The following is a 26,737-nucleotide window of genomic DNA, read 5'->3' as shown; positions in this document are numbered from 1 at the left end:
CCGTGCACTCAGGCGCGGACGTCCACCAGCGTCCGACCGTGCGAGCGGCCGGCGAGCACGTCCTCGGCCGCGTTTACCGCGCCGCCGAGCGGCACCGTCGTCGTCAGCTCGTCGAGCAGCTCCAGGTCGAGGTCGTGAGCGAGGCGGCGCCAGGCCTCCTCGCGGAGCTTGCGCGGCGCCTCCACCGAGTTGATGCCGGCCAGCGTCACTCCGCGCAGGATGAACGGCATCACGCTCACCGGCAGGTCCGGGCCCTGCGCGAGACCGCACGCCGCCACGGTGCCGCCCCACCGCGTCTGCGCGAGGGCGTTCGCGAGCGTGTGCGAGCCGGCGGAGTCCACCGCTCCCGCCCAGCGCTCGGACTGCAGCGGCTTCCCGCCCTCCTGCAGCTCGGCGCGGTCGATGACGTCGGAGGCGCCCAAGCGCTGGAGCAGAGCGCCGTGCTCGCCGAGTCGGCCGGTCGAGGCGACGACCTCGTGGCCCAGGCGCGCCAGGAGCGCGACGGCGAGCGACCCCACGCCTCCCGAGGCCCCCGTCACCAGGACGGGACCGCTGCCCGGCCGCACGCCGTGCCGCTCGAGCGCCAGCACGGCCAGCATCGCCGTGAAGCCCGCGGTGCCGATCGCTCCGGCCCGTGCCGCCGAGATGGCGCCGGGCAGCCGGAGCAGCGACGCGGAGTCGACACGCGCCCGCTCGGCGAGCCCGCCGTCGTGGCGCTCGCCGAGGCCGGCGCCGTTGAGCACCACCCGGTCGCCGGAGTCGAAGCGCTCGCCCGCCTCGCCGTCCGCGTACTCCACGGTGCCGACCAGGTCGATGCCGGCGACGAGCGGGGTGCGGCGCACGATCCCGGGCCGCCCCGCCAGCGCGAGGGCGTCCTTGTAGTTGACGCTCGAGTACTCGACGGCGATCGACACGTCGCCGTGCGAGCGGTCGGGATCGTCGCGCTCGAGGAGGCGGGCTCGGTTGGGGGTGTCGGTGTCGGAGTCGGAGTGCCGCTCGACGACGATGGCTCGGTACATGGGCCCACGCTACGCCCGCGGGCCCGCGGCCGGGCGGTCAGTTCAGGGGCCGGGTGCCCTCGGGGAGCGATCCGCCGGAGTAGAGGGCGGCGGCCGCGTCCTGGAGCGCCGTCAGGGCGACGCGCTGCGTCCACGGACCGTAGGAGACGCGGGCCAGCCCGAGCTCCTCGAAGCGGGCGGGGGACTGGGATCCGGGGACGCCGATGACGCTGACGCGCTGCCGCCCGAGGGCGGCGACGAGGGACTCCAGCTCGGCGTCCTGGAGCAGCCCGGGGACGAAGAAGCAGGTGGCGCCGGCGTCGAGGTAGGCGCGGCCGCGCTCGACGGCGTCGGCCAGGACCTCATCGCGGTCGCGGTCGCCGGCACGGAGGAGCACGTCCGTGCGGGCGTTGAGCGCGAAGGGCACCGCCTCCTCCTCGGCCGCGGCGACGGCCTTCTCGACCGCCCGCAGCGCCTCCGGGAGCGGCTTCGCCTGGTCCTCGAGGTTCGCGCCCACGACGCCGATCCCGATCGCGCGCCGGACCGTCTCGCCCGCGTCGCCGTAGCCCGCCTCGAGGTCGGCCGAGACCGGGACCTCGACGGCGGCGACGATGCGCTCGATCATGCCGAGGTGCAGCTCCAGCGGGATCCGCTCGCCGTCCTCGTAGCCGAACGCCGCCGCGATGGAGTGGCTGGCGGTCGCGAGCGCCCGGGTCTCCGGGAGCGCGGCGATCGTGGTCGCGCTGATCACGTCCCAGACGTTCACCACCTGCAGCAGCTCGGGGGCGGTGTGGAGGTCGACGAGGGTGCGTCCGCGCGCTTCGATGCTCATGGCACGAGCGTAGGGCCCGCGTGCGCGGCGCAGGCCGCCGCATCGCAGTCGGCGCAGACCACGAGCTGGGCGCGGCAGGAGAGGTCGGTGCAGTTGCGCATCCGGCTGGTCGGCGCGGCGCACGAGGTGCAGCGGCCGAGCACCTCGGCGTCGGGGGAGAAGGAGACGGAGCCGCGGCCGTCGAAGACGTACAGGGCCCCCTTCCACAGCCCGCGGTCGCGCCGCGCCTCGGCGTAGCGGACGACGCCTCCGTCGAGCTGGTACACCTCGCCGAAGCCGCGCGCCGTCATCAGGCTCGACAGCACCTCGCAGCGGATGCCGCCGGTGCAGTACGTGACGACGGGCCGGCCCTTGAGGTGGTCGTAGACGCCGGCGTCGAGCTGCTCGACGAACTCGCGGGTGCTGGAGACCCCCGGCACGATCGCCCCCTCGAACCTGCCGATCTCGGCTTCGAAGGCGTTGCGGCCGTCGAAGAGCACCACGTCGTCGCGCTCGGCGACCAGGGCGTCCAGCTGGTCCGGGTCGAGCCGCGGCGCCGTCCCGACGACCCCGTCGGCGTCGACCCGCAGCTCGTCGGGCGCGCCGAACGAGACGATCTCGTCGCGCACCTTCACCGAGAGACCGGGGAAGTCGAGGCTGCGGCCGTCGTCGTCGAGGCCGGAGCCGTCGCTCCACTTCACCTCGAGCCCGTGGAAGGCCGAGTGCTCACGGGTGCGGCGGACGTAGCGCTTCAGGGCGTCCATGCCGCCGCCCAGCGTGCCGTTCACCCCGTGCTCCGAGATCAGCAGGCGCCCGCGCAGGCCCAGCGACTCGCACAGCTCGCGCTGCCACAGCCGCACGGACTCGGGGTCGGCCAGCGGCACGAAGCGGTAGAACAGCAGGATCTTCGGCAGCACCGGCACATCCTACGAGGACGTCCGGACCGGGGCGCGGCGTGTGGCAGCATCGTCGGGTGCCCGACGCCTCCGCCCCCGTGCCGCACTCCCGCCTCGAGGACGTCTTCGGTCTCGTCACCGGTGCGTTCGTCGTGTCGCTCGGCCTCTACCTGCTGCGCGCGAGCCAGGCGGTCACGGGCGGCACCGCGGGTCTCGCACTGCTGCTGGGGTACCCGCTCGACATCCCGTTCGGCGTGATCCTCGTCACGGTCAACGTGCCGTTCCTCGCCCTCTCGCTGTGGAAGAAGGGCTGGCGCTTCACGCTGCGGACCATGTTCTCGATCGTGCTGGTCTCGGTCCTGGCGGGGCTGCACCCGCTGGCGTTCGGCGAGCTGCGGATCGAGCCCGTCTACGGCGTCCTCACGGGCGACGTGCTCGCGGGGATCGGCCTCCTGATCCTCTTCCGGCACGGGTCGAGCCTGGGCGGATTCAGCATCGTCGCCCTGATCGCGCAGGAGCGGCTCGGCTGGCGGGCGGGCTACGTGATGATGGCGCTCGACGCGTGCGTGGTCGCGGCCGCGCTGCTGGTGGTGCCTCCGCTGAACGTGCTGATCTCGGCGGCGGGAGTGGTGGTGCTCAACCTGGTCCTGACGTTCAACCACCGGCCCGGGCGCTATCTCGGGTCCTGACCCCCTCCGCAAGCCCTTCGGCGCGCACCGCCGGGTTCCTAGGCTGAGGGCGCGGGCCCCCGCCCGCCCTTCCCGAACGGAGAAACCGGATGTCCGACTGGACCTACGACCCCTACGCCCGCCTCGGCGAGGTGCCGACCTTCGCGCTCGAGAGCGACGACATCGCCGACGGTGCGCCCCTGTCCGCCCGCCACTACGGCGAGGGCTCCGGCGGGGAGGACGTCTCGCCGCACCTGCGCTGGTCGGGAGCCCCCGCCGAGACGAAGAGCTTCGCCGTGACGGTGTTCGACCCCGACGCGCCCACCGGCTCCGGCTTCTGGCACTGGGCCGTCTACAACCTCCCGGCCGACACCACGGAGCTCCCCACGGGAGCCGGAGCCGCCGGCTTCGAGCTGCTCCCGGCGGGCGCGCAGACGCTGCCCAACGAGATGCGGCTGCGCCAGTTCGTCGGAGCGGCGCCGCCGGACCGCGAGCACCGCTACTTCTTCGTGGTGCACGCCCTCGACGTCGAGTCGCTCGACCTCGATCCGGAGTCGACGCCGGCGATCCTCGGCTTCAACGCGCACTTCCACACCCTCGCGCGGGCGCAGATCGTCGCCACGGCGACGCCGGACGGCGCGAAGGGCTGACCCGCTCCGCGGGGAGCGCGCGCTACCCGAAGAGGGTGCGCGCCTCCTCGTAGCGGGCGTCCGGGACCGTCTTGAGGGTGCCGAGCGCCTCGGCGAAGTCCACGTGGTAGATGTCGGTGCCGCGCAGGGCGACCATGCGGCCCCAGTGCTCGGCGACGACGGAGTCGATGGCGGCCATGCCCAGGCGGGTCGCGAGGACGCGGTCGAACGCGGTGGGCGTGCCTCCGCGCTGGATGTGGCCGAGCGTCGTGGCGCGGGTCTCGATGCCGGTGCGCTCCTCGATGAGCGGGGCCAGCAGCTCGCCGATGCCGCCGAGGCGGGGCCGGCCGAAGGCGTCGAGGCCGCGCTCGGAGTGGGCGTCGTCCATCGTGTCGAGCGAGAAGCCCTCGGCTACCACGACGAGCGGTGCGCGCCCGCGGTCCTGCGCGCTCTGCACCCACTCGACGATCTGGTTTAGGGAGGTGCGCTTCTCCGGGATGAGGATGACGTGGGCGCCCGCGGCCATGCCGGAGTGCAGGGCGATCCAGCCGACGTGGCGGCCCATGACCTCGGCGACCATGCAGCGGCCGTGCGAGTCGCCGGTGGTGCGGAGGCGGTCCATCGCGTCGGTCGCGATGCCGACGGCGGTGTCGAAGCCGAAGGTGTAGTCGGTGGCGCCGAGGTCGTTGTCGATGGTCTTGGGGACGCCGACGATCTTGAGGCCCGCGTCCGTGAGGCGCTTGGCCGCCGCCAGAGTGCCCTCGCCGCCGATCGCGATGATCGAGTCGATGCCGTTGCGGTCCATCATCTCGGCGATCTTCTCGGGGCCGCCGTTCTCGCCCTCGAAGGGGTTCGTCCGGCTGGTGCCGATGATCGTGCCGCCCTGCTTGGCGATTCCCTGGATCTCGGGGCGGCCCAGGGGCAGGAGGTCGCCGTCGACCACTCCGCGCCAGCCGTTCCGGAAGCCCACGAACTCCTGGTCGTAGACCTTGATGCCCTTGTAGACGGCACCGCGGATGACGGCGTTGAGGCCGGGGCAGTCGCCACCGGAGGTCAGGATCCCGATCTTCACCCGCTCAGGTTAGAGGACCCGGTGAACGGATGTGCACGCGGACGACGACGGGCCCCTCCTCGCCGCCTCGAGGAAGGGCCCGTCGTCGTGCTCGGTGCTGGTGGGACTAGGTCGTGACGAGCTCGCCGTTGACGCCGCGGGGGAAGAATCCGCCGGTGCGCGTCCCGGCCGCGGGGTTCAGGTACACGATGTTGAGGACCTGGCCCGGGGTGCGGCTGAACGCGATGGAGCTGCCGTCGGTCGGGACGATGTTCGCCTGGCCGTTGACCTTGACGCCCTGGTCGAGGTCGGTCTTGCCGTCGAGGCTGTCGCGCGCGTCGGAGAGCTTGTTCGCCGAGTCGGACAGGTCGGCGGCGTAGATCGCCGAGCGGATCGCGCCCGCGTGGTACGCCTCCACCGCGAGGATGCCGGCGGCCGCGTCGAGGTAGGTCTTCGACTGGATGAGCGGGGCGGCGCCCTTGTAGGCGGTCACTCCCACGTCCTCGAAGACGAAGGCGCCGAGCAGGAAGTTCGACTCGCTCGCGAACGGGTCGAACGACTGACCGGCCTTGATCAGCCCCGCCGCAACGGCGGCGGAGTTGAAGCTGTCCTTCAGGTTGATCGCCGGGCGGGCCACCTTCGCGGTGCCCAGCGCGGCCCGCAGGAACTGCACGTGGGCCTTCTCGTCGTTCGCGACCTCGGTGGCGAAGCTCTTCAGCCACGGGGTCTTGAAGTCGACGGGGCGGCCGCCGATGACGCCGCCGGGCGTGCCCTTGCCGGTCACGTCCGAGCCGCCGAGGCCGGTGCCGTAGACGGCGCGGAGGTAGAACTCGGCCTCGAGGTACTCGAGGTTGAGGGCGAAGTTGAGGATCGAGGCGTCGCTGGGGCCGCTGGCAGCGACCTCCTCGGCGGAGGCGGTGGGCGCGGCGAGGGCCGCGGCTCCGATGCCGAGGCCGGCGACGCCGGTGGCCTCGAAGAAGCGGCGACGGTCGAGAGCGGTCTCAGAGCTCTTGACGATCGCGTTGCGGATGAAGGTCGTGTCGAACATGTGCGCATCTCCAGTGATAGGCGGGTGCCGGGCGGCTGGAGCGCCGCCGCGACAGCGCGAAGCTACGCCCGGGATCGACCTGCTGACCAGTGGAAACGGGCGATCGGATCCGCGCATGTGTTCACGCCGTCTGAACCAATCCGCCGGGTGTGTCGCTCCGAACACGTCGTGGATGGGGGTTCTGCGGAAGAGCGTCCGATCCGGTGTCGGAGCCGCCGGTTACCATCACTGCGTGTCGATCCCCGCCCCTGCTCCGGAGCCCGCCTGGGCGACGGTCTACGCGCCGGCGGAGCCGGTGAGCCTCGCGCTCACCCTCCGCACGCTGCTGCGGGGCTCGGGCGACCCGACCATGCTCCTCGACGCGTCCGGCTTCTGGCGGGCGTTCCGCACGCCGCTCGGCCCGGGCACCCTGCATCTGCGGCAGGCGGCGGACGGCGCGGTCCACGCGCGCGCCTGGGGCGGGGGAGCGGAGTGGCTGATCGACGCGGTCCCCGAGCTCCTCGGCCACGGCGACGACTGGAGCGGGCTCGACCTGTCGGCCCACGCGCCGCTCGCCGAGGTGCTCCGCCGCTCGTCGGGCCTGCGCCTCACGCGCGCGAACCTGGTGTTCGAGATGCTCGCGCCGTCGGTCCTCGAGCAGAAGGTCACGAGCACGGAGGCGTGGCGCGCCTACCGGGTGCTGGTGCGCCTCCACGGGGAGCCCGCCCCGGGGCCGGTCGCTCTGCACGTGGCTCCGAGCGCGCAGCAGTGGCGGCGCGTGCCCTCGTGGGACTGGCACCGCGCGGGAGTGGATCCGCGGCGCTCGCGGACCGTCCTCACCGCCGCGCTCGTCGCCTCCGGCCTCGAGCGGACCCTCGCGCTCGGGCGGGGCGGCGACGAGGTCGCCCGCCGGCTGCAGTCGGTGCCGGGGATCGGGCCGTGGACGGCGTCCGAGGTGATGATGCGGGCCCACGGCGATCCGGACGCGGTCAGCGTGGGCGACTACCACCTGGCCGCGTCCGTCGGCTTCGCGCTCACGGGCCGGCTCGGGGTCGACGACGACGGCATGCTCGAGCTCCTCGAGCCGTGGCGAGGGCACCGGCAGCGGGTCATCCGGCTGATCGGCTGCAGCGGAGCGAGGAAGCCGCGGCACGGCCCGCGGATGACCATCCAGGACCACCGCCGGCACTGATCCGCTCCTCCACAGGGGCGGCTCGCGGGCGAGTCGGCGCGACCACCGCGTCACGCCGCGTCCGGGCGGCGGGTCGGGCTTAGCCTCGGAGGATGCAGCAGTCCACGACCCCAGGTGTGCCCGGCAGCGACCCGGAGCGCGAGCCCGACGACGCGGCCGTGCGGAGCGGGGTCGACGCGACGATCGGTGGTCGGACGCCGGAGGGCGGCACGGAGTCGGACGACGAGGTCGAGGCCGGTGAGGCCCGCGACTCCGTGAGCGGGGCCGAGGTCGTGCCGGCGCCGGAGTCCGCGTCCGAGGACGTGGCCGAGCCTCTGGACGCGCAGGAGTCCGACGCTGAGGACGAGGACCTGCGCGAGTCCGGTGTTCAGGACGAGGACGAGGTCGTTCGCGACGCTCGGGACGAGGCCGTGAGCGAGCCCGATGCCGAGGACGAGGTCCTGCGCGGGCCCGACGCCGCGTCGGAGTCGGAGCTCGCCGCGCCCGCCGCCGCCGAGCCCGAGGTCGACGACCGCCCGATGATCGAGCGCGTCGAGTCCCTGGTCCGCCGCTGGATCGCGCGCAGCGGCGAGTTCCCGGTCGAGCCCGCCGCCCAGCGGCTCGCGGGCGTGCTCCAGGACCCGAACGGACTCGACTTCACCGTCGGGTTCGTCGACGGCGTCGCCCGGCCCGAGGACCTCTCGGTCGCGGCCGAGAACCTCGCGGCGCTCACCGCGAAGACGCCCGCCTTCCTCCCCTCCTACCTGCGCGCGGCGATCAGCACCGGCGGCGCCGTCGGCCCCGTGCTGCCCTGGGTGGTCGTGCCCGCGGCCCGCCGGGTCCTCCGCCGCCTCGTCGGGCACCTCGTGGTCGACGCCTCGGAGGCGCGTCTCGGTGCGGCCGTCGCCGCGCTGCGCGAGGGCGGCGACCGGCTCAACCTCAACCTCCTCGGCGAGGCCGTGCTCGGCGAGCGCGAGGCCCGCCGCCGCCTCGAGGGGACCCTCCGCCTGCTCGAGCGGCCGGACGTCGACTACGTCAGCGTCAAGGTCTCGAGCGTCGTCAGCCAGCTGTCGATGTGGGCCTTCGAGGAGGAGGTCGACCGCGTCGTGGAGCGTCTCACCCCGCTCTACCAGGCCGCCGCGTCCGGAGCCGACCCCACCTTCATCAACCTCGACATGGAGGAGTACCGCGACCTCGACCTGACGGTCGCCGTGTTCCGGCGCCTCCTCGAGCAGCCGGGCATGCTCGACCTCGAGGCGGGCATCGTCCTGCAGGCCTACCTGCCCGACTCCGTCCGCGTGCTCGACGAGCTGACCGAGTGGGCGCAGGAGCGCCGGGCCCGCGGCGGAGCCCCGATCAAGGTGCGCGTCGTGAAGGGCGCGAACCTCGCGATGGAGCGGGTCGATGCGGCCCTGCACGACTGGCCGCTCGCGACCGTCGGCAGCAAGGTGGAGGCCGACACGAACTACAAGCGCCTGCTCGACCGGGCGCTGCGGCCGGAGCGCGTCGACGCGGTGCGCGTGGGCGTCGCCGGGCACAACCTCTTCGACCTCGCCTGGGCGTGGCTCACGGCGACCGAGCGCGGGGTGACCGGCGCGGTCGAGATCGAGATGCTGCTCGGGATGGCGACCGGGCAGGCGCGCGCCGTCCGCGAGGACGTGGGACGACTCCTCCTCTACACGCCCGTCGTGCACCCGCACGAGTTCGACGTGGCCATCTCGTACCTCATCCGCCGGCTCGAGGAGAACAGCAGCCCCGAGAACTTCCTCTCGGCCGCGTTCCGCCTCGACGACGAGGAGGTGCTGCAGCGGGAGCTCGGCCGCTTCCGCGCCTCGCTCGAGGCCCTCGACGACTCCGTCCCGCCGCCGAACCGCACGCAGGACCGCCTGCGGGAGTGGTCCTCCGGCTCCGGCCGCCGCCTCGTGCAGGAGCACGCCCGCGCCGGCGAGCGGGCGCAGGACCCGGCCGCCGCGGGCCTGACGCAGGCCGTCCTCGGCCTCAGCCGCGGCTCCGGTGCGGCCGCCGCGACCGCGGGCTTCCACAACGAGCCCGACACCGACCCCGCCCTCCCCGGCAACCGACGCTGGGCGCGCCTGATCACCGAGCGCATCGCCGGGTCGACCATCGGAGCGGGCACGGCCGACGCCGCACGCGTGAGCACTGAGGCGGAGCTCCAGGAGGTGCTGCGCGCGGTGTCCCGCCGCGCGGAGCGCTGGGGCGAGCGCCTGGGCTACGACCGAGCGGCCGTGCTCGACCGCGCCGGCCTCGTCCTCGCCGCGAACCGCGACCGCCTGATCGAGGTGATGGCCTCCGAGACCGGCAAGACGATCGCCGAGGCCGACCCCGAGGTCTCCGAGGCCATCGACTTCGCCCACTACTACGCCACCCGCGCCCGCGAGCTCGACGCCGTCACCGGGGCCACCTTCGTCCCCGCGCGGGTCACCGTCGTCGCTCCGCCGTGGAACTTCCCGGTCGCCATCCCGGCCGGATCGATCCTCGCGGCGCTCGCCGCCGGCTCCGGAGTCGTGGTGAAGCCGGCGCCCCAGGCCCGCCGCTCGGCGGCTGTGCTCGTCGAGGCGCTCTGGGACGCGGGCGTCCCGCAGGAGCTCCTCGCCCTGGTCGACCTCGACGAGGAGGAGCTGGGACGGGCGCTGATCACCGACCCCCTCGTGGACCGCGTGCTGCTCACCGGCTCCTACGAGACCGCCCGCCTCTTCCGCTCCTGGCGGCCCGGCCTCGCACTGCAGGCCGAGACCAGCGGCAAGAACGCGATCATCGTCACTCCCCACGCCGACTACGACCTCGCCGTCGCCGACATCGTCCGCAGCGCCTTCGGGCACGCGGGCCAGAAGTGCTCCGCCGCCTCCCTGGTGATCCTGGTCGGCTCGGTCGCCCGCTCCAAGCGCTTCCGCGCCCAGCTGGTCGACGCCGTCACGTCGCTCCGCGTCGGCCGGCCCGACGACCCGTCGGCGGTGATGGGGCCGCTCATCGAGGAGCCCACCGGCAAGCTCCTGCACGCGCTCACCACGCTGGGCGGAGGCGAGTCGTGGCTCGTCGAGCCGCAGCGCCTCGACGAGAGCGGCACGCTCTGGTCGCCCGGGATCCGCGAGGGCGTCACCGAGGACAGCTACGTCCACCTCACCGAGTTCTTCGGCCCGGTGCTGGGGATCATGCACGCGGCGACCCTCGAGGACGCCGTCCGGATGCAGAACGGCACCGAGTACGGGCTCACTGCCGGGCTCCACTCCCTGCACGCCGACGAGCTCGCCCTCTGGATCGACTCGGTCGAGGCGGGCAACCTCTACGTCAACCGGGGCATCACCGGAGCCATCGTCCGGCGCCAGCCCTTCGGCGGCTGGAAGCGCTCGTCCGTCGGCGGCGGCGCGAAGGCGGGCGGACCCAACCACCTCATCGGCCTCGGCTCCTGGAAGCCCTCGCCCGCGCGCTCCTCCTCGACGCTGCACCTGCGCGGCCTCGACGACCGCGCGCGCCAGTTCATCGAGGCGGCCCAGTCCTCGCTCCGGTTCGAGCAGTTCGACCTGCTCCGCCGCTCCGCACTCTCCGACCAGCTCGCCTGGGCGACCGAGTTCGGAGTCGTCACCGACATCTCGAAGGTCGGCGTCGAGCGCAACCTGTTCCGCTACCTCCGCGTGCCGATCGCGCTGCGCCTGGCCGACGGCGGCGACCTCGGAGAGCTCCTCCGCGTCATCGCCGCCGGTCTGCTGACCCGCTCCCGGATGGACATCTCCACGTCCCTCCCGCTCCCGCCGCGGGTCCAGGAGATGCTCGGCGGCGACGAGCTCGCCGAGATGGCGGGCCTCGTCCCGCGCATCGTCGTCGAGACCGACGCCCAGTGGCTCGAGCGCGCCGCGGCCGGCCGCATCACGGCGCCGCGCATCCGCATCATCGGCGACATCGTCTCCGACCGCGTCGACGGTTACGCGGGCCCGCAGGCCCCCGGCAGCCCGACGCACGGACAGCAGGCCGTCGTCCGCCGATCGTACGACTCGACCGGCTCCTTCACCGACGTCGTCGCCGGCATGACCCGCGGCAGCACGGGCACGCCGGTCCCGCTCACCCGCGCCGACGGATCCCGCGTCCCCCTCGCGACCGCCCTCGCCGAAGCCCTCGGCGGCGCCCTCGACACCGCCGTCTACGCCGACCCGGTCACCCCCGCCGGCCGCGTCGAACTGCTGCCCTTCCTCCGCGAGCAGGCGATCTCGATCACGAACCACCGCTTCGGCAACCCGATCGATCTGAGCGACGACGTGCTGTAGTCGATTCCACGCCCGTCCCTGACGGGCGTGGCGCGGTCGGCTTCTCGATGGGGTGCGTTCTGAGGAGCGTGGTGCGTTCGGCTACTGCGATCCGCTGGTACGCGGATCGCTGGTTCGCCTCGGGGGCGGTGCTTGCGGGGATGGTGTGGATCGAGTGTGGCGCGGTCGGCTTCGCGATGGGGTGCGTTCTGCAGGGCGGGGGGCGTTCGGCTACAGCGATCCGCTGGTACGCGGATCGCTGGTTCGCCTCGGGGGCGGTGCTCGCGGGGATGGTGTGGATTCTGTGTGGCGCGGTCGGCTTCGCGACGGGGTGCGTTCTGAGGAGCGGGGGGCGTTCGGCTACAGCGATCCGCTGGTACGCGGATCGCTGGTTCGCCTCGGGGGCGGTGCTTGCGGGGATGGTATGGATCGGGCTGGCGCGGGTCGGCCTCCCGACGGAGCCCCGGGACGCGGCTCGACGAGGCGCGGGGGACTTACTTGTCGCGGCAAGTAGTGGGTAGGGTGGGGGGATGAGTGCGCCCGAGACACGCTGGCTGACGCCCGATCAGCTCGACGCCTGGCTGCGCTTCATCGCGGTCGTGGAACTGCTGCCGGGCGCCCTCGACACTCAGCTGCAGCGCGACGCGGGACTCACGCACTTCGAGTACCTGACGCTGGCGATGCTGTCCGAGGCGCCCGACCGCGCCCTCCGGATGACCACGCTCGCCGCCCGCACCAACGCGACCCTGCCCCGGCTCTCGCACGTGGTGACCCGCCTCGTCGCCCGCGGCTACCTCGAGCGCCGCCCCTGCGCCTCCGACGGCCGCGCCACGAACGCGGTGCTCACCGACGCCGGCCTCCAGAAGATCGTCGACACGGCGCCCGGTCACGTCGCGACCGTGCTGGCCGACGTCATCGATCCGCTCGACGCCGAGCAGATCCCGCAGCTGGCCGACATCATGTCGCGCATGCTCGCCCGGCTCGACCCCGAGGGCAGGATGACGGTCGACGCCGTGCGCTCCTCGCTCGGAGACCCCGACACCCGCTCCTGCTGAGCGCACCGACCCCTCGCTCCCGGGGCGGACCGGCCTCGGCCGCGGCTGGATCCGTGTACAGGGACTCCCGGACGTGGCCGTCAGGGTCCACGAGGCCGCGCGCCCGTATGGAGCCGAGGTCCTGCACCGCGACCGGCTCGGCGCCGCTGGAGGCCGGCCCGTTCCCGACCTCCTCCCGACTGCCGACGCTCACCGCGAAGAGGGCCTGCACCTGGGAGCGCGCGTCGATGATCTCCTTCGACCTGGAGGTCGAGAAGGAGGGGTGCGGGACGACCATCGCGGACACGTTCTCGGAGGCGACGGAGCAGGCGGCGTCGTCGCTGAACAGAGGACTCAGGCCTGAACAGAGGATTCAGGCTCCGGCCGAGCGCCGGGGAGAACGCCCTCGAGCGCTCCGGATCCGTGAACGGGAGGTCGACGAGGATCGAGTCGACGGCCCCCCGCATCCGTACGGCGATCGGCCGCGCGACACGCGGGAGTCCGTGCCATCATCGCCTCGTGCAGTTCACCACGACGCTCTTCCAGATCGGCAACAACACCGGCATCGAGGTGCCGCCCGAGGTCCTCGAGGCACTCGGCGGCGGCAAGCGTCCCGCCGTCGCGGTGACGGTGAACGGCTACCGCTTCACCAGCACGGTCGGAGCGATGGGCGGACGCGCGCTCATCCCGTTCTCGGCCGAGAAGCGCCGCGAGACGCAGCTCGCCGGCGGTGACGCGATCGACGTCGTGATCGAGCTCGACACCGCGCCGCGCGAGGTCGCCGTGCCGGAGGACCTGGCGTCCGCGCTGGCCTCAGCGGGCGCTGCGGAGCGCTTCGCCGCGCTCTCGCCGAGCGCGCGGAAGGCCCACGTCACGTCGGTCGAGGGCGCGAAGGCCGCCGAGACGAGGGCGCGCCGCGTCGCCTCGATCGTCGCGGCGCTCGTCGGCTGACGGGCGCGCCACGGTCCGTGACGCGACCTCCCCGCCGGATAGGCTGCCTCCGGCGCCCCACGGCGGAGCGCCCTGGAAGCGGAGTCGGGGGACTTGATGGGTGCGGTTCGGCGTTGGGTGTTCCCGATCGTGTGGATGGTCATCATCGGAGCGGCGAGCATCGCCCTGGTGAAGATCGCGTTCTTCCCGGACGGCGCGGCCGAGGCCGATCCGACGCAGCCGACCGGTGAGATCACCGAGCCGACCGTCACGGTCGCCCGCGGCACGGTCACCAACGACCTCACCCTCCAGGGCACCGTCGCCGCCGACCCCGCCGTGCCGCTGAAGGCGACGGCGGCCGGAACGGTCGACGACGTCTACGTGCAGCAGGGCGCGGCCGTCGCGTCGGGCGATCTCATCTACGACATCCGCGTCGAGACTCCGCGCGACCCGGTCGAGACGACCGGCCCGGACGGCGCCGTCACCCTCACCCAGCAGGAGCCCTCCGTGCGCTTCGAGCGGGTCTACGCCGCGACCGGCGGCACCCTCAGCGCCCTCGGCGTCATCCACGACCAGGCCGTCACGGTCGGCGAGGTGACCGGACAGGTCGCGCCGCCGAGCTACGCCGTCACCGGCACGATCGACGCGCAGCAGCTCTACCGCATCCAGAACCGGCCGACAGAGGCGCAGGTCGCGATCACCGGCGGGCCCGCCGGCTTCACCTGCACCGACCTCACCATCAGCACCCCTCTCGCCGGAGCCGGCGAGGGCGGCACGACCGGCGGAGCGACGGACGGCGGCGGTGGAACCTCCACCGGCGGCTCCGGCACGAGCTTCACCTGCCAGGTGCCGACGGAGGTCACCGTGTTCCCCGGGCTTGCCGCCTCGGTGACTCTCGCGGGAGGCAAGGCGGAGGACGTCCTCGTCGTGCCGACCACCGCGGTCGAGGGCACCGCCCAGTCCGGCGTCGTGTTCCGCCGGGCGGACGACGGCAGCACCGAGGAGGTCCCGGTGACGCTGGGACTCACCGACGGCAGCTCCGTCGAGATCACCGGCGGAGTGGAGGAGGGCGCCGAGCTCCTGCAGTTCGTGCCGGGCGCGGAGGAGGCTGCTCCCGACGTCCAGCTGGGCGGCGACTGCATCGCGCAGCCCGACGGCTCGGTCTTCTGCTCGTGACGATCCTCCGGCTCGAGGGTATCCGCAAGGTCGTCCCGCTGCCCGACGCGCCGCCGCTGACGATCCTCGACGGAGTCGATCTCGAGGTGGGCGAGGGCGACCACGTCTCGGTCGTGGGCCGCAGCGGTTCCGGCAAGTCGACGCTGCTCAACATCCTCGGACTCATCGACGAGCCCACCGAGGGGCGGATGCTGCTCGAGGGTGCTCCCACCGAGACCCTGTCCTCGCGGGCCCGCGCGCGCATCCGCGGCGGCAGCATCGGCTTCATCTTCCAGCAGTTCAACCTGCTGGAGGGGCGGACCGCCCGCGAGAACGTGATGACGCCGCTGCTCTACGCGACCGGATCGGAGTTCTGGCGCCGCCGCGACCTCGCGGCCGAGATGCTGGAGCGGGTCGGCCTCGGGCACCGCGTGGACTCGATGCCCGGGCGCATGTCCGGCGGCGAGCAGCAGCGGATCGCGATCGCCCGCGCCCTGGTGCGCCGACCGCGGCTGATCCTCGCCGACGAGCCGACGGGCGCCCTCGACACCGACACCGGCGAGAGCGTGATGGGCCTGCTCGACGAGATCGCCCGCGAGTCCGGCTCCGCGCTGGTCACCATCACCCACGACCCGGCCATCGCGGCGCGGGCCGAGCGCCACTACCGGCTCGACCACGGCCGCCTGGGCTCGACCGCGGATGCGGGCCCCGTCGCCGAGGGGGTGGTCCTCTGATGCGCGCGCTCGTCGGGATCGCCGGCGCGATCGTCGAGGCGTGGACCGAGCTGCGGATCCACCGCGGCCGCGTGCTGCTCTCGCTGATCGGAGTCGCGGTGGCCGTCGCCGCCCTGACCGCGGTCGTCGCCGCCGGTGGCATCGCCCGCCAGGCCAGCATCGAGCAGGCCGAGCGCTCCAGCGGGCGCCCGGCGAGCCTCTTCCTCTCCGCCTACCCCTCCGGCACCGGCACCGCCGAGGTGGATGCCGACGCACTCCAGGCCGCGTGGACCGGTGCGCTCGAGCGCTACTCCATCACCTACGCGAGCCGCTCGACCTACGGCAGCGCGCGCGTCCAGTTCGCCGACGGCGCCGTCGACGTCGCGGTGCAGGCGGTCGACCAGCCCTTCGCCGAGATGCACCGGCTGAAGATCGTGGACGGCTCCTGGTTCACCGCCCGCGACTCCCAGCGCCTCGCTCCCGCACTCGTCGTCAACGAGCGCTTCTGGGAGCGGATCGGGAGCCCGGATCTGCGCACCCACCCGGTGGTCACCCTGCTCGGCTCCGAGCGCGACGTCACGGGCGTGGTGGTCGGCGTGACTCCCTCCTCGCAGTTCGAGACGGATCCGTCGATGATGATGCTCGCGGACGCCTACCCGGCGGTCGCCCGCGACGCCGACCCGCAGTACGGCGGGCAGGGCGTGCCGAACTACGAGATGTGGGTGCCGCTCGACCTGGCCGAGCCCCTCGCCGCGGCGGTGGAGCGCGACGTGGCCGGCGCCCTGGGATCCGACTTCGAGGTGTCGGTCGACCGGCAGGACTACCTGGTCTACGACTCCGACCCCTTCGGCGTGCTGACCTGGGTGATCGGCGGCGTGGCGGGCCTGGTGCTGGCGCTCGGCGCGCTCGGACTGCTCAACATCGCCCTGGTCACCGTCCGGCAGCGGATCCGCGAGATCGGCATCCGGCGCAGCTTCGGCGCCTCCTCCGGCCGCATCTTCTTCTCGATCATGATGGAGAGCGTCGTGGCGACCGTCGTCGCGGGAGTGGTCGGCGTGACGGTCGCGGTCATCCTCGTCACCAACCCGTGGACGGTGGCCTTCGTGCAGGACAACGGGATCGCCGACATCCCGCCTTTCCCGGCCGAGGCGGCGCTGCTCGGGCTCGGGGCGGCGACCCTCGTCGGCGCGCTCGCGGGCCTGGTGCCGGCGATCGTCGCCGTGCGGGTGAAGGTGATCGACGCGATCCGCTACTGAGGCCCGCCGAGGGTGACGACGAGCTCGTCGCCCTCGAGCGCGGCGCGCGCGTCGGAGTAGTGCGCGATCCGGGGCAGCCCCCGGGTGCTCGCACTCTCGTGGCTCCCGACGACGATCACGCGCATGCCCGCGTCCAGACCCGCCCGGATGCCGGCCTCGGCGTCCTCGAACACCAGCGCTTCCTCGGGGGAGACGCCGAGCAGGGCCGCGGCGGCGAGGTAGCCGTCGGGAGCGGGCTTGCCGTTCGCGACGTCGTGCGCGGTGACGACGGTGTCGGGGGAGGGGACGCCCGCCGCGGCCAGACGGGCGGCCGCCAGTGCCGGGCTCGCGGACGTGACCAGGGCGACGCGCTCGCGGGGGAGTGAGGCGAGGAACGCCGTCGCGCCGGGGATCTCGACGGTGCCCTCGGTGTGCTCGAGCTCGTACGCGTCGAGCTCCGCGACGATCGCGTCGACGTCGCTGCCGGCCGGAGCGAAGCGGCGGACGCTATCGGCGGCGCGGACACCGTGAACGGCGCCGAGCACCGCGTCGTGGTCGAGAGCGAAGCGCTCGGCGAAGGCGCCCCAGATGGTCTCCACGACGGCCGTCGAGTCGACGAGCGTCCCGTCCATGTCGAAGAGGGCGGCGCGGGCTCGGAGGAGGTGGGGCATGCGTCCATCCTGGCGGTCGGCGGCCTCCGGCGCCTGCCGGTGCGGACAGCGCTCGGACAGCGCGCGATCAGCTCGCCCTCAGGCCATGCATCGTGTCGCGGCGCTACGGTGGTCCGAGATCGCGGGCAGACGCCCGGAGGGGAGTGGAGGACGCCATGACGGACGACAACGGAACCGGCACGGACCAGGGCGCGAGCACGGGCGGCGAGGCCTCCGGACCCCGCGCCGGGTGGTACCCGGACCCGGCGGGCTCGTCCCGTCAGCGCTGGTGGGACGGGACCGGCTGGACGGAGTCGCTCCGCGACGCGCCGGCGGCCACTCCCACCGCCCCGGCCGAGAGCGGGTCGGCGCAGGCCGCCGCGACTCCCGTTCCGCCGACCGCACCGACTCCGCCTGCGCCGCCCGCCGAGCGTCCCGCCTACGGGGAGACGTCGAGCGGAGCGGCGACGAGCTACGGGCAGTCGGCCTCGGGTCAGTATCCGCAGCAGCCGTCGTCCGCCGACCCGCAGCAGAGCTACGGGCAGCAGGGCTACGGCCAGCAGGGCGCCGGTCAGCAGCCGCAGCAGCAGCAGCCCTCCGGCCAGCAGCAGCCGCAGCAGGGCTACGGCCAGCAGGCTCCCCAGCAGTACGGCCAGCAGGGGTACGGCCAGCAGCCCTACGGCCAGCAGCCGCAGCAGCCCTACAACCAGCAGCAGCCGCAGTACCCGGCCTACGCCGCGGCTCCCGGAGCACCCGTGCAGCAGCGCGACACGAGCATCGTCACGTCCACCCCGTGGATCTGGGTGGTAGTCCTCCTGCCGCTGCTCTCGGCGCTGTCGATCTTCCTCCTCCCGCCGAGCGCGATCGTCGACTCGTCGATGGCCTCGACCTACGGGCCGAGCTCCTCGATGGGGATGTCGACCGCCTACCTCGTCGGCCTCGGCGTGCTCCAGGTCGTCGGCTTCCTGATCTACGCGGCGGAGGTCGTCTTCGCCTTCCTCGACTGGCGCCAGCTGAAGCGAGCCGGCCTGCAGCGTCCGTTCCACTGGGCGTGGGCCTTCCTCGCCGCTCCCTACGTCTACGTGATCGGCCGCAGCGTGGTCGTGAAGCGCGTGACCGGCGGCGGACTCCTCCCGCTCTGGGTCTTCCTCGGCGTCGTGGTCGTGTCGTTCCTCATCGCGATCGGCTGGACGGTGTCGCTCTTCTCCCAGATGACGCAGGCCTTCGCTCCCGCGGGCTTCTGAACCCGTGCGCGCCCCCGATCTCGTCCTGACCGGCGGCGCCGTCTTCACCGCCGACGCCGTGCGCTCCCGAGCGCACGGCGTCGCTGTCGTCGGAGGGCGGATCGTCGCGGTCGGCGCCGACGCCTCCGACCTGATCGGGCCGCGCACCGAGGTGGTCGACCTCGAGGGCCGGATGCTCGTCCCCGGCTTCCAGGACGCCCACGTGCACCCGGTCTGGGGCGGTGCCGCGCTGCTGCGCTGCTGGCTCGGAGCGGGAGGGTCGCCCGCCGAGCACCTGGCGACGGTCGCCGAGTACGCGGCTCGGGAGAGCGGAGCGGAGTGGATCCTCGGCGGCGGCTGGAACCTGCCCGACTTCCCCGGAGGCACTCCGACCGCCCGCGAGCTCGACACGGTCGTCCCTGACCGGCCCGCCTTCCTCACCAACGCCGACGGGCACGGTGCCTGGGTCAACTCCGCCGCACTGCGCCTCGCGGGGATCGACCGCACGACGCCGGACCCCGCCGACGGCCGCATCGAGCGCCTGGCCGACGGCACCCCCTCCGGCACCCTGCACGAGGGGGCGATGGACGCGGTCCGCCGCCACCTCCCGCCCGCGAGCGCGGACGAGCTCCACCGCGCGCTGCTCCTCGGGCAGGAGACCCTGCACTCGTTCGGAGTGACGGCGTGGCAGGACGCGATCATCGGCTCCTACGGCGATGTGGGCGACCCCGGTCCGGTGTACCGCCGCGCGGCGCTGAGCGGCGAGCTGACCGGGCGCGTCCGCGGTGCGCTGTGGTGGGACCGGGGCCGCGGCGTCGAGCAGATCCCGGAGCTCGTCGAGCGGCGCGCGGCGCTCGCCGCCGACGGCTTCGCGCCGACGACCGTCAAGATCATGCAGGACGGGGTCGCCGAGAACTTCACGGCGGCGATGCTCGAGCCCTACCTCGACGGGCACGGCGGCCACGGTCACGGCGACGGCCTCTCGATGGTCGACCCGCGCCTCCTGAACGAGGCCGTGCCGCTCCTGGACGCGGCCGGGTTCCAGGTGCACTTCCACGCGATCGGCGATCGCGCCGTGCGCGAGTGCCTGGACGCCGTCGAGCGGGCGATCGAGGCGAACGGGCGCCGCGGCAACCGCCACCACCTCGCGCACCTGCAGGTCGTGCATCCGGACGACCTGCCGCGCTTCCGTGCGCTCGACGTCGCGGCCAACCTGCAGATGCTGTGGGCCTCGCTGGAGCCGCAGATGGTGGAGCTGACGCTGCCGTTCCTCGGTGAGCGGCGCGGCTCGTGGCAGTACCCCTTCGGCGACCTGCTCCGCTCGGGCGCGGTGCTCGCCGCGGGGAGCGACTGGCCGGTGTCGACGCCCGACCCGCTCGCCGCGATCCACGTCGCGGTGAACCGGCTCTCGGCGCCGTCCGAGCGCGAGCCGGGGTGGAGCGAGGAGGTGTTCCTCCCGGAGCAGCGCCTCGACCTCGCCACCGCCCTCTCCGCCTCCACGGCCGGCTCGGCGTGGGTGAACGGCCTGGAGGGCGAGTCGGGCTCGATCGCCGTGGGACTCGCGGCGGACTTCGCCCTGCTGCACCGGGACCCCTTCGCCGGCGACCCCCGCGCGATCGGGGACACCCGGGTGCTGGGCACCTGGATCGGCGGCGAGCGCGTCCACACCGCAGCGGACGCGCCCGCCTGATCCGGGTCGTTCAGGAGGCGGCGCTCAGCAGGTGATCGCTCCGCCGATGATCCCCGCGAGCAGCCCGCCGGTCGCGGAGGCGATCGCGCCGGGACCGGAGATCGCGCCGATCACCCCGCCGGTCGCGGCACCGCTGACGCCGCTCCCGGCGACGCAGTGGCCCCACTCGGGCGAGCTCCAGTCGCTGTTCAGGTGCAGGCCGCCCGCCGCCGAGCGGGACGCCGAGTCCGGGGCGAAGTGGAAGGTGAGCGTGTCGGAGTCGTCGATCGACCAGTGGCCCGACACGGTGCGGCCGCGTCCGACGTCGATCCTCTCCGGGAGTGCGTCGGACGTCTCGGCGCCGTCCGTGAAGCCGACCCCGCCGCCCGCCAGCTCGACGATCCGCGTGTCGTCGGTGACGTCGAAGGTCACCGTCGACGCCGATCCGCCCCGTGCCTCGAGGTGCACCCGGCTGCTCGTCTCCTGCCTCGCCGGCTCGGCGTGCGCGGCCTGCGCTGTGAACAGCGGCACCGCCAGCAGAGCGGCCGCCGCCGCGACCAGTGCCGTGCTCGTCCTCTGTCGTTCCATCGTCGTTCCCTCCCTCGGATTCCGATCCAGGAGGGAGGGCTCAGCGCCGCCGGTCGACGAGGGCGAGGACGACGGACGCCACCGCTGCCGCGACGGCGGCGGTGACCACGACGTCCCACGGATCCTCGGCGCCCACCGCGGTCGCGACGAGGTGCCCGGCCAGGACGCCGACGAACAGTGCCGGCAGCATCAGCCAGATGCGCCGTCTCCGTCGTGCCGCCGTACCGGCCTGTTCCCTGTCGCTCACGCTCGCCCTCCTGGATTCACCATACAGGTATGGAGTACCAGGCGGTCGCGACGCGCGTCGAGGAGGTGGCGCGATCCGTCAGGCCTCGCTGCGCTGGATGAGGCGGGAGAGGACGATCGCGGAGCGCGTGTGGTCGACGTTGGGCGCGATGCGGACCTTCTCGAGGGCGAGCTCGAGGCTGGGGATGTCGCGCGAGCGGATGTGGACGATCGCGTCGGCGGAGCCGGTGACCGTGCCCGCGTCGACGACCTCGGGGACCGCGGAGAGGATGCGGCGGAGCTCGTCCGGAGCGACGGTGCCGCGGCAGAAGAGCTCGACGTAGGCCTCGGTGGCCATGCCGTCGACCGCGGGGTCGACCTTGATCGTGAAGCCGCGGATCACGCCGTCGGCCACGAGGCGGTCGACGCGGCGCTTCACCGCGGAGGCGGAGAGCCCGACCACGCCGCCGATGTCGCCGTAGCCCGCGCGGGAGTTCTGGCGCAGCAGATCGAGGATCTTCCGATCGATGTTGTCCATGCTCCGAGGATAGGCGCGGCCGGAGCGGCGCCTGGGCGACAGCAGAGTGCCACTGGAGATTCGTGACGCCCGGCTATATAGTTGCTCTTGGTCAATAGTTGATCGCGGTCAACTAGAACCGCCGCCGTGCTGAAGAGGAGCCCATGTCACACCCCGAACACCGCGCCGCATCGCGCGGAACCACCGAGCCGCACGCCCCCGCCGGACCGGACGGCGCCATGTCGCACCGCCAGGTGCTCGAATCGCTCAGCGGCCTGCTGCTGGGCATGTTCGTCTCGATCCTCGCGGGCACGGTCGTGTCGACCTCGCTGCCCCGGATCATCTCCGACCTCAAGGGCGACCAGAACGCCTACACCTGGGTCGTCACCGCGACCCTGCTCGCGACCACGGTCTCCACCCCGCTCTGGGGCAAGTTCGCCGACCTGTTCAACCGCAAGCTGCTGATCCAGCTCGCCCTCGGGCTGTTCGTCATCGGCTCCGCCCTGGCCGGCTTCTCGCAGGACACGAACATGCTGATCGTCTTCCGCGTGTTCCAGGGCCTGGGCGCCGGCGGACTCGCCGCGCTGAGCCAGATCATCATGGCCGACATCATCAGCCCCCGTGAGCGCGGCAAGTACGCCGGCCTCTTCGGCGGCGTGATGGCGATCGGCACCGTCGGCGGCCCGCTCCTGGGCGGCGTCGTGACCGACGCGTTCGGCTGGCGCTGGAACTTCTTCATCGCGATGCCCGTCGCGATCGTCGCGATCGTCCTCCTCCAGATGACCCTCCGCCTCCCCGTGCACCCGAAGCGCAAGGTGCGGATCGACTACCTCGGCGCCGTGCTCATCGCGGGCGGAGTCTCGCTCCTGCTGATCTGGGTCTCCCTCGCCGGCAAGAACTTCGACTGGGCCTCGTGGGAGACCGCGGTCATGGTCGGCGGTGCCGTCGTGCTGCTGATCGCCGCCGTGATCACCGAGCTCACCGTGGCCGAGCCGATCATCCCGATGGGGATGTTCAAGAACCGCACCTTCAGCCTCGCCGTCGTGGCGAGCATCTCGGTCGGCGTCTCGATGTTCGGCGTCGCCGTCTTCCTCGCGCAGTACATGCAGCTGGCCCGCGGAGCCACGCCGACCCAGTCGGGTCTGCTCACCATCCCGATGATGGCCGGCCTGCTGATCGCGTCGACGATCTTCGGCGGGATCATCTCCCGCACCGGCAAGTGGAAGGCGATCATGATCAGCGGCGGCGTGCTCGCCGTGATCGGAACCTCCCTCCTCAGCACCCTCCGCTACGACACGGACCTGGTCCTCGTCGGGATCTACATGGCCGTCCTCGGCGCCGGCCTGGGCATGCTGATGCAGAACCTCGTCCTGGTGGTGCAGAACTCGATCGAGGTGAAGAACCTCGGCGTCGCGACCAGCGCGGTCACGTTCTTCCGCAGCCTCGGCGGCACCGTCGGAGTCTCGGTCCTGGGCTCGATGCTCGGCACCGTGATCGCCGACCGCATCAAGACCGGCATCGCGGGGCTCGCTCCCGCCGACCAGGCTCTCGCCGCGCAGGCGCTGGGCAGCGGCACGATCCCGCAGCCGGCCACCCTGCCCGACGCCGTGCGCGTCGTGGTCGAGAGCGCTTACGGGATCGGCGTCGGCGACGTGTTCCTCTACAGCATCCCGCTCGCCGTGGTCACGCTGATCGCCGTCGTCCTCCTGCCCAACGTGAGCCTCGGCTCGAAGAACGCGGTGCAGCTCAAGGCGGAGCCGACCACTCCGCTGCAGGCCGCGGAGGACGCCCTCATCGCCGCCTCGGACGGCCAGGCGGCGCTCCGCCCCGTCGGCCAGGCCCGGCGGACGGACGACGCGACGCACGCCCGGGAGGGTCGCGAGGCCACTCCCGTCGGACACGGCCGCCACGCCGACGAGGAGCGGCAGGAGGAGCCGGTCGGGCACGCCCGGCACGCCGCTCCCACCGGCTCCGTCGACGTGATCGAGCGCTCCTGATGCCCGCCGCCGCGCCCTCGGCCGAGGCGCTGCACGAGGTCGAGGAGCAGATCACCGTGCTCGCCGTCCAGGTGCGCCTCGCCGTCCGGGACGCGGCGGCGTCGATCGACCCGGCGCTGCCGCCCTTCGGACTGCGGCTGCTGCGGATCCTCGAGCGCTGCGGTCCGGTCCACTCCGGCGCCGCGGCGGAGCGGCTCGGGGTCGACCGCAGCGCGATCAGCCGCCAGGCCCGCCAGCTCGCCGAGCTGGGCCTGGTCGAGATGACCTCCGATCCCGCCGACGGCCGAGCGCGGTTCCTCTCGCTCAGCGCGGCCGGATGCGAGCGGATGCGCGACCTCGGCGGCCGTCAGCGGCAGCGGATGCAGGAGGCGCTGAGCGCCTGGCCCGAGGAGGACCTGCGTGCGTTCGCGGGATACCTGGAGCGGCTGACCGCGGCGGAGTGACCCGCATGATCTGGACGAGTGGCGCGGACCGACGGGGTCCGCGCCACTTCTGCGTGCGGGCCGCCGGACGCGGCGCGGGCGCGCTGACCGCGTGCCGTCTCGCGCCACCCGGTGCCGACGGTGTCGTGGCCGTTCTACATTTCCTGAGATGTTCTCACTCAGGAGGCGATGACCCTGTTCTCTTTCGACCACGCAGCAGCGGCGGAGCTGGTCCGCGCCTCGGACGAGGCGGCGGAGGCGCTCGCCTCCCAGGGGCTGCTGAGGTCCGTCGCTGCCGAGTACGCGCTGGGCGAGTTCCGCGGCGCGTACGCCGAGCTGTTCCGCCGGGTCTGCGTCTGCGACAGGGAGAATCGCGGTCGGCTGAGCGCCGAGCTGCACGAGCTCGCCGACACGGTTCGGCTCGTGGCACGGAAGGCCGAGGAGGAGCGTCGGCGCCGGGAGGAGTACGCGGCCTGGGAGCGGCGGGCGGACGAGCGCGAGCAGCAGCGCCGCCTCGATCCGGTCGCGGCCCTCGCGGCGGGAGTCGAGGAGGTCGTCGACCGGCCGCCGTCCGATCGGCCGGTCGTGCCTCCGCCGATCCGTGCGCTGTTCTCCCCCCGGTCGGTGCCCCGCACGTCCCCGGGCGGCCCCGCCTCGGGAGGCACGACCTCCGCCGACCCCGAGCGTCTCGACGTGTTCGTCTCGCAGACCCGGCAGGCGGACGAGGCGATGCGCTCCCGGCTCCAGGATCTGATGGCCGCCTGGGGAGCCTTCGGCAACCGCTGCTCGTGGGCGCCGGTCGAGTCCTTCTCGGTGCTCCAGGGCTTCCGCGAGCTGCTGTCGATCGGTGCGGCCGACGCGACCTGGGTCGAGCAGATCTCCCTGGCCTTCACCGCCGCCGGGGGAGCGGCGCTCTCCGTTCCCGTCCTCGACGCCGTCGGCACCCTGGCGCGGCCCCGGGGCGGCCGGAGCCTGCTCGACTCCCTCGCGGCGCTCTCGTCCGACGATCTCGCGACACTCCTCGCCGCGTCGCCCGATCTCGCGGCCCGCCTCGGGCGACTGGCTCCGACCCTCGTGAACGACTGGTGGCGGAGCCTCGACTCCACGGACGGCGCGCGCTTCTCGCCGCAGCAGGAGGCGCTGGTCGCCGGTCTGCCCGGGGTGATCGGGAATCTGGAGGGTGTTCCCTACCGCGCCCGGGTGAGGGCGAACGAGAGGGCGCTGAGGGCGCGGATCGTGGCGCTGAGGAGCGAGGCGGCGGGCCTGCGCGGGAAGGCGGACGACGGGGAGCGACTCGCGGCGGTGGAGTCGCAGCTGGTGGCGCTGAGGGACGTGCGGGCATCGCTCCGGCGCGGTCTCGGTCAGGACCCGCGCTTCCTCATCTCCCTGACCGCCGACGAGCCTCCGCTCGCCGCCGTCTCGATCGGCGATCCCGACACCGCCACGAACGTCACCTACGCCGTCCCCGGGATGGGACAGACGACGGAGAGCATGACCCGATGGACGAAGGCGTCGCAGAATCTGCAGTCGCTCCTCCCGCCCGGCAGCGCCGTCGTCTCCTGGATCGGCTACGAGACCCCGCCGATGGCGCGGCTCGGCGGGAACGGCATGGACGTCCTCACCTCGAACCAGGCGGTCGCCGGCGGCGCCGCACTCGCCTCGGCTGTCCAGGGGCTCTCCGCGGTCCGGGGCGACGACCTGCCGAAGCCGAACGTCGTCGCCCACTCCTACGGCAGCACCGTCATGGCCGTCGCCGCCTCGCGCTCGGACGTCGAGCTCGGGGTCGTCGTGACGCTGGGCTCGGCCGGCCTCCCGGACAGCGTCGACGAGGCGAGCGACCTGCACGCGGAATCCGTCTTCGCGGGGCAGGCGCGGGACAAGTACCTCGGCGAGACCGAGAGCGGCGACGAGGCCGCGTGGATGGGCCGCGCCTTCAGCTGGAACCACCACACGGATCCCGCTGACGAGGACTTCGGCGCGCGCGTCTTCGGTGTGGAGACCGGAGGCGACGCCGGGAGGATCGTGACGGATCACGCTGCGCTGAAGAGCGACGACGGCGATCTCGCGGGGTATCTCGACACGAACACCGAGTCCCTGCAGAACGCGGCGTGGGCCGTCTCCCGGCGACTCGACCTGCTGACCGAGAACCGGCCGCTCGGACCGACCGCCTTCCAGAAGGCGGTCGTGGGAGCCTCCCATGGCGGGTAGAGGCTCTCCTCAGCGGACGGGCGTCGCGCTGACCGTCGCCGCTCTGCTCGTGATGTCGATGACCGCTTGTGCAACGGAGAAGGAGGCGAGACCGGTGAGCACGATGAGTCCTCGGGAGGGTCGGGATCGGGTGGTGGAGTTCGTGCGGGACTCCGCGGGGCGGCTCGATGTGGAGGGGTGGTGGCCGCGGAGCGGCGCGGCCAGGCCCGATGTGTGCGGCCCCGGCGACCGGGTGAGCGGTGCGAGCTACAGCTACGCCTGGTGGGCCCCGGCGGGCACCGATGTCGAGGGGGATGCGCGGAAGGTCGCGGACTACTGGGAGTCGCTGGGGATGACGGTGAGAGTGACCGATTCGACTCCGCGCCCGACGGTCTACGGGCAGGGCGGACCGGTGCTGCGGGCGAGCTTCGTCACCGGCGCTGTCGAGGAGATGTACATGATCGGGGCGGAGATGCCGTGCGCGCCCGGCGATTTCGAATCACTCCTCCTCGAGGACGAGGCTCAGCGCGCGGCGGGCGCGGTCCTTCCGGGTGATGAAGGGGTCGTCCCGAAGCCGGATCCGCGGGACCTCCCAGTCTCCTCCGATCCGTCGGGTTCCGGCTCGGAGGGATGAGCCGCCCCGTCCACCGCGTCCGGATCGGAGATGCCGACGTCGCTTCCGTTG

Annotated in this window: 24 protein-coding genes; 15 read left to right on the top strand and 9 right to left on the bottom strand. The window is 73.2% G+C overall.

Annotated features, from left to right (window positions below):
* Window positions 1-8: 8 nt before the first annotated feature.
* The 3 genes from C5C69_RS07900 to C5C69_RS07890 are packed head-to-tail and all read right to left on the bottom strand — an operon-like array spanning window position 9 to window position 2,726.
* Window positions 9-1,019: an MDR family oxidoreductase gene (locus C5C69_RS07900; protein WP_104257673.1), complete on the bottom strand. Its 1,011-nt coding sequence runs from the start codon at window positions 1,017-1,019 to the stop codon at window positions 9-11.
* A gap of 37 nt (window positions 1,020-1,056) precedes the next feature.
* Window positions 1,057-1,830 carry an isocitrate lyase/phosphoenolpyruvate mutase family protein gene (locus C5C69_RS07895; RefSeq protein ID WP_104257672.1) on the bottom strand — a complete coding sequence of 258 codons (774 nt, stop codon included), beginning with the start codon at window positions 1,828-1,830 and terminating at the stop codon, window positions 1,057-1,059.
* On the bottom strand, window positions 1,827-2,726 hold the full coding sequence (locus C5C69_RS07890) for a rhodanese-related sulfurtransferase (RefSeq protein WP_104222869.1): 900 nt from the start codon (window positions 2,724-2,726) through the stop codon (window positions 1,827-1,829). Before C5C69_RS07890 ends, C5C69_RS07895 begins: the two co-directional genes overlap by 4 nt.
* 56 nt (window positions 2,727-2,782) lie before the next feature.
* Here C5C69_RS07890 and C5C69_RS07885 point away from each other — a divergent pair, with 56 nt between their 5' ends.
* Window positions 2,783-3,394 carry a YitT family protein gene (locus tag C5C69_RS07885; RefSeq protein ID WP_258067498.1) on the top strand — a complete coding sequence of 204 codons (612 nt, stop codon included), beginning with the start codon at window positions 2,783-2,785 and terminating at the stop codon, window positions 3,392-3,394.
* 89 nt (window positions 3,395-3,483) lie between these two features.
* Window positions 3,484-4,023, top strand: coding sequence for a YbhB/YbcL family Raf kinase inhibitor-like protein (locus C5C69_RS07880; RefSeq protein ID WP_104222867.1), 540 nt, complete (start codon window positions 3,484-3,486; stop codon window positions 4,021-4,023).
* Window positions 4,024-4,045: 22 nt separating this feature from the next.
* On the opposite strand, the gene C5C69_RS07875 is transcribed toward C5C69_RS07880, so the two are convergent.
* Window positions 4,046-5,074, bottom strand: a complete 1,029-nt coding sequence (locus C5C69_RS07875) for a 6-phosphofructokinase (RefSeq protein ID WP_104226151.1) — start codon at window positions 5,072-5,074, stop codon at window positions 4,046-4,048.
* Window positions 5,075-5,180: 106 nt separating this feature from the next.
* On the bottom strand, window positions 5,181-6,101 hold the full coding sequence (locus C5C69_RS07870) for a ferritin-like domain-containing protein (protein ID WP_104222865.1): 921 nt from the start codon (window positions 6,099-6,101) through the stop codon (window positions 5,181-5,183).
* 232 nt (window positions 6,102-6,333) lie between these two features.
* Here C5C69_RS07870 and C5C69_RS07865 point away from each other — a divergent pair, with 232 nt between their 5' ends.
* The 7 genes from C5C69_RS07865 (at window position 6,334) to C5C69_RS07830 (ending at window position 16,595) form a co-directional block, all read left to right on the top strand.
* Window positions 6,334-7,272, top strand: a complete 939-nt coding sequence (locus tag C5C69_RS07865; RefSeq protein ID WP_258067497.1) for a DNA-3-methyladenine glycosylase — start codon at window positions 6,334-6,336, stop codon at window positions 7,270-7,272.
* A gap of 518 nt (window positions 7,273-7,790) precedes the next feature.
* Window positions 7,791-11,528 carry a proline dehydrogenase family protein gene (locus C5C69_RS07860; RefSeq protein ID WP_104257692.1) on the top strand — a complete coding sequence of 1,246 codons (3,738 nt, stop codon included), beginning with the start codon at window positions 7,791-7,793 and terminating at the stop codon, window positions 11,526-11,528.
* Between the two features lie 509 nt (window positions 11,529-12,037).
* Window positions 12,038-12,562, top strand: a complete 525-nt coding sequence (locus C5C69_RS07850) for a MarR family winged helix-turn-helix transcriptional regulator (RefSeq protein ID WP_104233099.1) — start codon at window positions 12,038-12,040, stop codon at window positions 12,560-12,562.
* A gap of 498 nt (window positions 12,563-13,060) precedes the next feature.
* Window positions 13,061-13,492, top strand: coding sequence for a YdeI/OmpD-associated family protein (locus C5C69_RS07845; protein ID WP_104233100.1), 432 nt, complete (start codon window positions 13,061-13,063; stop codon window positions 13,490-13,492).
* Window positions 13,493-13,627: 135 nt separating this feature from the next.
* Window positions 13,628-14,647 carry an efflux RND transporter periplasmic adaptor subunit gene (locus tag C5C69_RS07840; protein ID WP_104222862.1) on the top strand — a complete coding sequence of 340 codons (1,020 nt, stop codon included), beginning with the start codon at window positions 13,628-13,630 and terminating at the stop codon, window positions 14,645-14,647.
* Window positions 14,644-15,360 carry an ABC transporter ATP-binding protein gene (locus tag C5C69_RS07835; protein ID WP_104233102.1) on the top strand — a complete coding sequence of 239 codons (717 nt, stop codon included), beginning with the start codon at window positions 14,644-14,646 and terminating at the stop codon, window positions 15,358-15,360. The genes C5C69_RS07840 and C5C69_RS07835 overlap by 4 nt, the downstream gene beginning before the upstream one ends.
* Entirely contained in the window at window positions 15,360-16,595 is a 1,236-nt protein-coding gene (locus tag C5C69_RS07830) for an ABC transporter permease (RefSeq protein ID WP_104233103.1), read from the top strand. The genes C5C69_RS07835 and C5C69_RS07830 overlap by 1 nt, the downstream gene beginning before the upstream one ends.
* Here C5C69_RS07830 and C5C69_RS07825 read toward each other — a convergent pair.
* Complete coding sequence (locus C5C69_RS07825; protein WP_104233104.1) at window positions 16,589-17,245, bottom strand: HAD-IA family hydrolase; 657 nt, start codon at window positions 17,243-17,245, stop codon at window positions 16,589-16,591. The genes C5C69_RS07830 and C5C69_RS07825 overlap by 7 nt on opposite strands.
* Before the next feature lie 155 nt (window positions 17,246-17,400).
* On the opposite strand from C5C69_RS07825, the gene C5C69_RS17220 reads away from it, so the two are divergent.
* Window positions 17,401-18,468: a DUF2510 domain-containing protein gene (locus C5C69_RS17220; RefSeq protein ID WP_258065106.1), complete on the top strand. Its 1,068-nt coding sequence runs from the start codon at window positions 17,401-17,403 to the stop codon at window positions 18,466-18,468.
* Window positions 18,469-18,472: 4 nt separating this feature from the next.
* Window positions 18,473-20,137, top strand: a complete 1,665-nt coding sequence (locus C5C69_RS07815; RefSeq protein WP_104233105.1) for an amidohydrolase — start codon at window positions 18,473-18,475, stop codon at window positions 20,135-20,137.
* Between the two features lie 24 nt (window positions 20,138-20,161).
* On the opposite strand, the gene C5C69_RS07810 is transcribed toward C5C69_RS07815, so the two are convergent.
* The 3 genes from C5C69_RS07810 to C5C69_RS07805 form a co-directional block, all read right to left on the bottom strand.
* Entirely contained in the window at window positions 20,162-20,704 is a 543-nt protein-coding gene (locus C5C69_RS07810) for a hypothetical protein (RefSeq protein WP_104233106.1), read from the bottom strand.
* A gap of 40 nt (window positions 20,705-20,744) precedes the next feature.
* Window positions 20,745-20,951, bottom strand: coding sequence for a hypothetical protein (locus C5C69_RS16695; RefSeq protein ID WP_146076614.1), 207 nt, complete (start codon window positions 20,949-20,951; stop codon window positions 20,745-20,747).
* Between the two features lie 78 nt (window positions 20,952-21,029).
* Window positions 21,030-21,467 carry an Lrp/AsnC family transcriptional regulator gene (locus C5C69_RS07805; protein WP_104222855.1) on the bottom strand — a complete coding sequence of 146 codons (438 nt, stop codon included), beginning with the start codon at window positions 21,465-21,467 and terminating at the stop codon, window positions 21,030-21,032.
* Window positions 21,468-21,685: 218 nt separating this feature from the next.
* Between C5C69_RS07805 and C5C69_RS07800 the strand changes: the two genes are divergently transcribed.
* From C5C69_RS07800 to C5C69_RS07785, 4 genes are all read left to right on the top strand, one after another.
* Complete coding sequence (locus tag C5C69_RS07800; RefSeq protein ID WP_104233107.1) at window positions 21,686-23,443, top strand: MDR family MFS transporter; 1,758 nt, start codon at window positions 21,686-21,688, stop codon at window positions 23,441-23,443.
* Window positions 23,443-23,886, top strand: coding sequence for a MarR family winged helix-turn-helix transcriptional regulator (locus tag C5C69_RS07795; protein ID WP_104222853.1), 444 nt, complete (start codon window positions 23,443-23,445; stop codon window positions 23,884-23,886). Before C5C69_RS07800 ends, C5C69_RS07795 begins: the two co-directional genes overlap by 1 nt.
* Window positions 23,887-24,054: 168 nt before the next feature.
* Entirely contained in the window at window positions 24,055-26,073 is a 2,019-nt protein-coding gene (locus tag C5C69_RS07790; RefSeq protein WP_104233108.1) for an alpha/beta hydrolase, read from the top strand.
* Window positions 26,063-26,686 (top strand): hypothetical protein, encoded by a 624-nt coding sequence (locus tag C5C69_RS07785; RefSeq protein ID WP_104233109.1) that lies wholly within the window; start codon window positions 26,063-26,065, stop codon window positions 26,684-26,686. Before C5C69_RS07790 ends, C5C69_RS07785 begins: the two co-directional genes overlap by 11 nt.
* Window positions 26,687-26,737 lie beyond the last annotated feature (51 nt).

It is taken from the genome of Rathayibacter sp. AY1C7 (assembly GCF_002931865.1).
Classification (GTDB): domain Bacteria; phylum Actinomycetota; class Actinomycetes; order Actinomycetales; family Microbacteriaceae; genus Rathayibacter.
The sequence above is the reverse complement of the archived record's forward strand: the minus strand, read 5'-3'. Positions and strand labels throughout refer to the sequence as shown.

Coding starts and splice junctions, on each gene's coding strand:
- C5C69_RS07900 (WP_104257673.1), bottom strand. CDS start 1,019: ATGTACCGAGCCATCGTCGTCGAGCGGCACTCCGACTCCGACACCGAC.
- C5C69_RS07895 (WP_104257672.1), bottom strand. CDS start 1,830: ATGAGCATCGAAGCGCGCGGACGCACCCTCGTCGACCTCCACACCGCC.
- C5C69_RS07880 (WP_104222867.1), top strand. CDS start 3,484: ATGTCCGACTGGACCTACGACCCCTACGCCCGCCTCGGCGAGGTGCCG.
- C5C69_RS07870 (WP_104222865.1), bottom strand. CDS start 6,101: ATGTTCGACACGACCTTCATCCGCAACGCGATCGTCAAGAGCTCTGAG.
- C5C69_RS07860 (WP_104257692.1), top strand. CDS start 7,791: ATGATCGAGCGCGTCGAGTCCCTGGTCCGCCGCTGGATCGCGCGCAGC.
- C5C69_RS07850 (WP_104233099.1), top strand. CDS start 12,038: ATGAGTGCGCCCGAGACACGCTGGCTGACGCCCGATCAGCTCGACGCC.
- C5C69_RS07840 (WP_104222862.1), top strand. CDS start 13,628: ATGGTCATCATCGGAGCGGCGAGCATCGCCCTGGTGAAGATCGCGTTC.
- C5C69_RS07830 (WP_104233103.1), top strand. CDS start 15,360: ATGCGCGCGCTCGTCGGGATCGCCGGCGCGATCGTCGAGGCGTGGACC.
- C5C69_RS07825 (WP_104233104.1), bottom strand. CDS start 17,245: ATGCCCCACCTCCTCCGAGCCCGCGCCGCCCTCTTCGACATGGACGGG.
- C5C69_RS17220 (WP_258065106.1), top strand. CDS start 17,401: ATGACGGACGACAACGGAACCGGCACGGACCAGGGCGCGAGCACGGGC.
- C5C69_RS07810 (WP_104233106.1), bottom strand. CDS start 20,704: ATGGAACGACAGAGGACGAGCACGGCACTGGTCGCGGCGGCGGCCGCT.
- C5C69_RS07805 (WP_104222855.1), bottom strand. CDS start 21,467: ATGGACAACATCGATCGGAAGATCCTCGATCTGCTGCGCCAGAACTCC.
- C5C69_RS07800 (WP_104233107.1), top strand. CDS start 21,686: ATGTCGCACCGCCAGGTGCTCGAATCGCTCAGCGGCCTGCTGCTGGGC.
- C5C69_RS07795 (WP_104222853.1), top strand. CDS start 23,443: ATGCCCGCCGCCGCGCCCTCGGCCGAGGCGCTGCACGAGGTCGAGGAG.
- C5C69_RS07790 (WP_104233108.1), top strand. CDS start 24,055: ATGACCCTGTTCTCTTTCGACCACGCAGCAGCGGCGGAGCTGGTCCGC.
- C5C69_RS07785 (WP_104233109.1), top strand. CDS start 26,063: ATGGCGGGTAGAGGCTCTCCTCAGCGGACGGGCGTCGCGCTGACCGTC.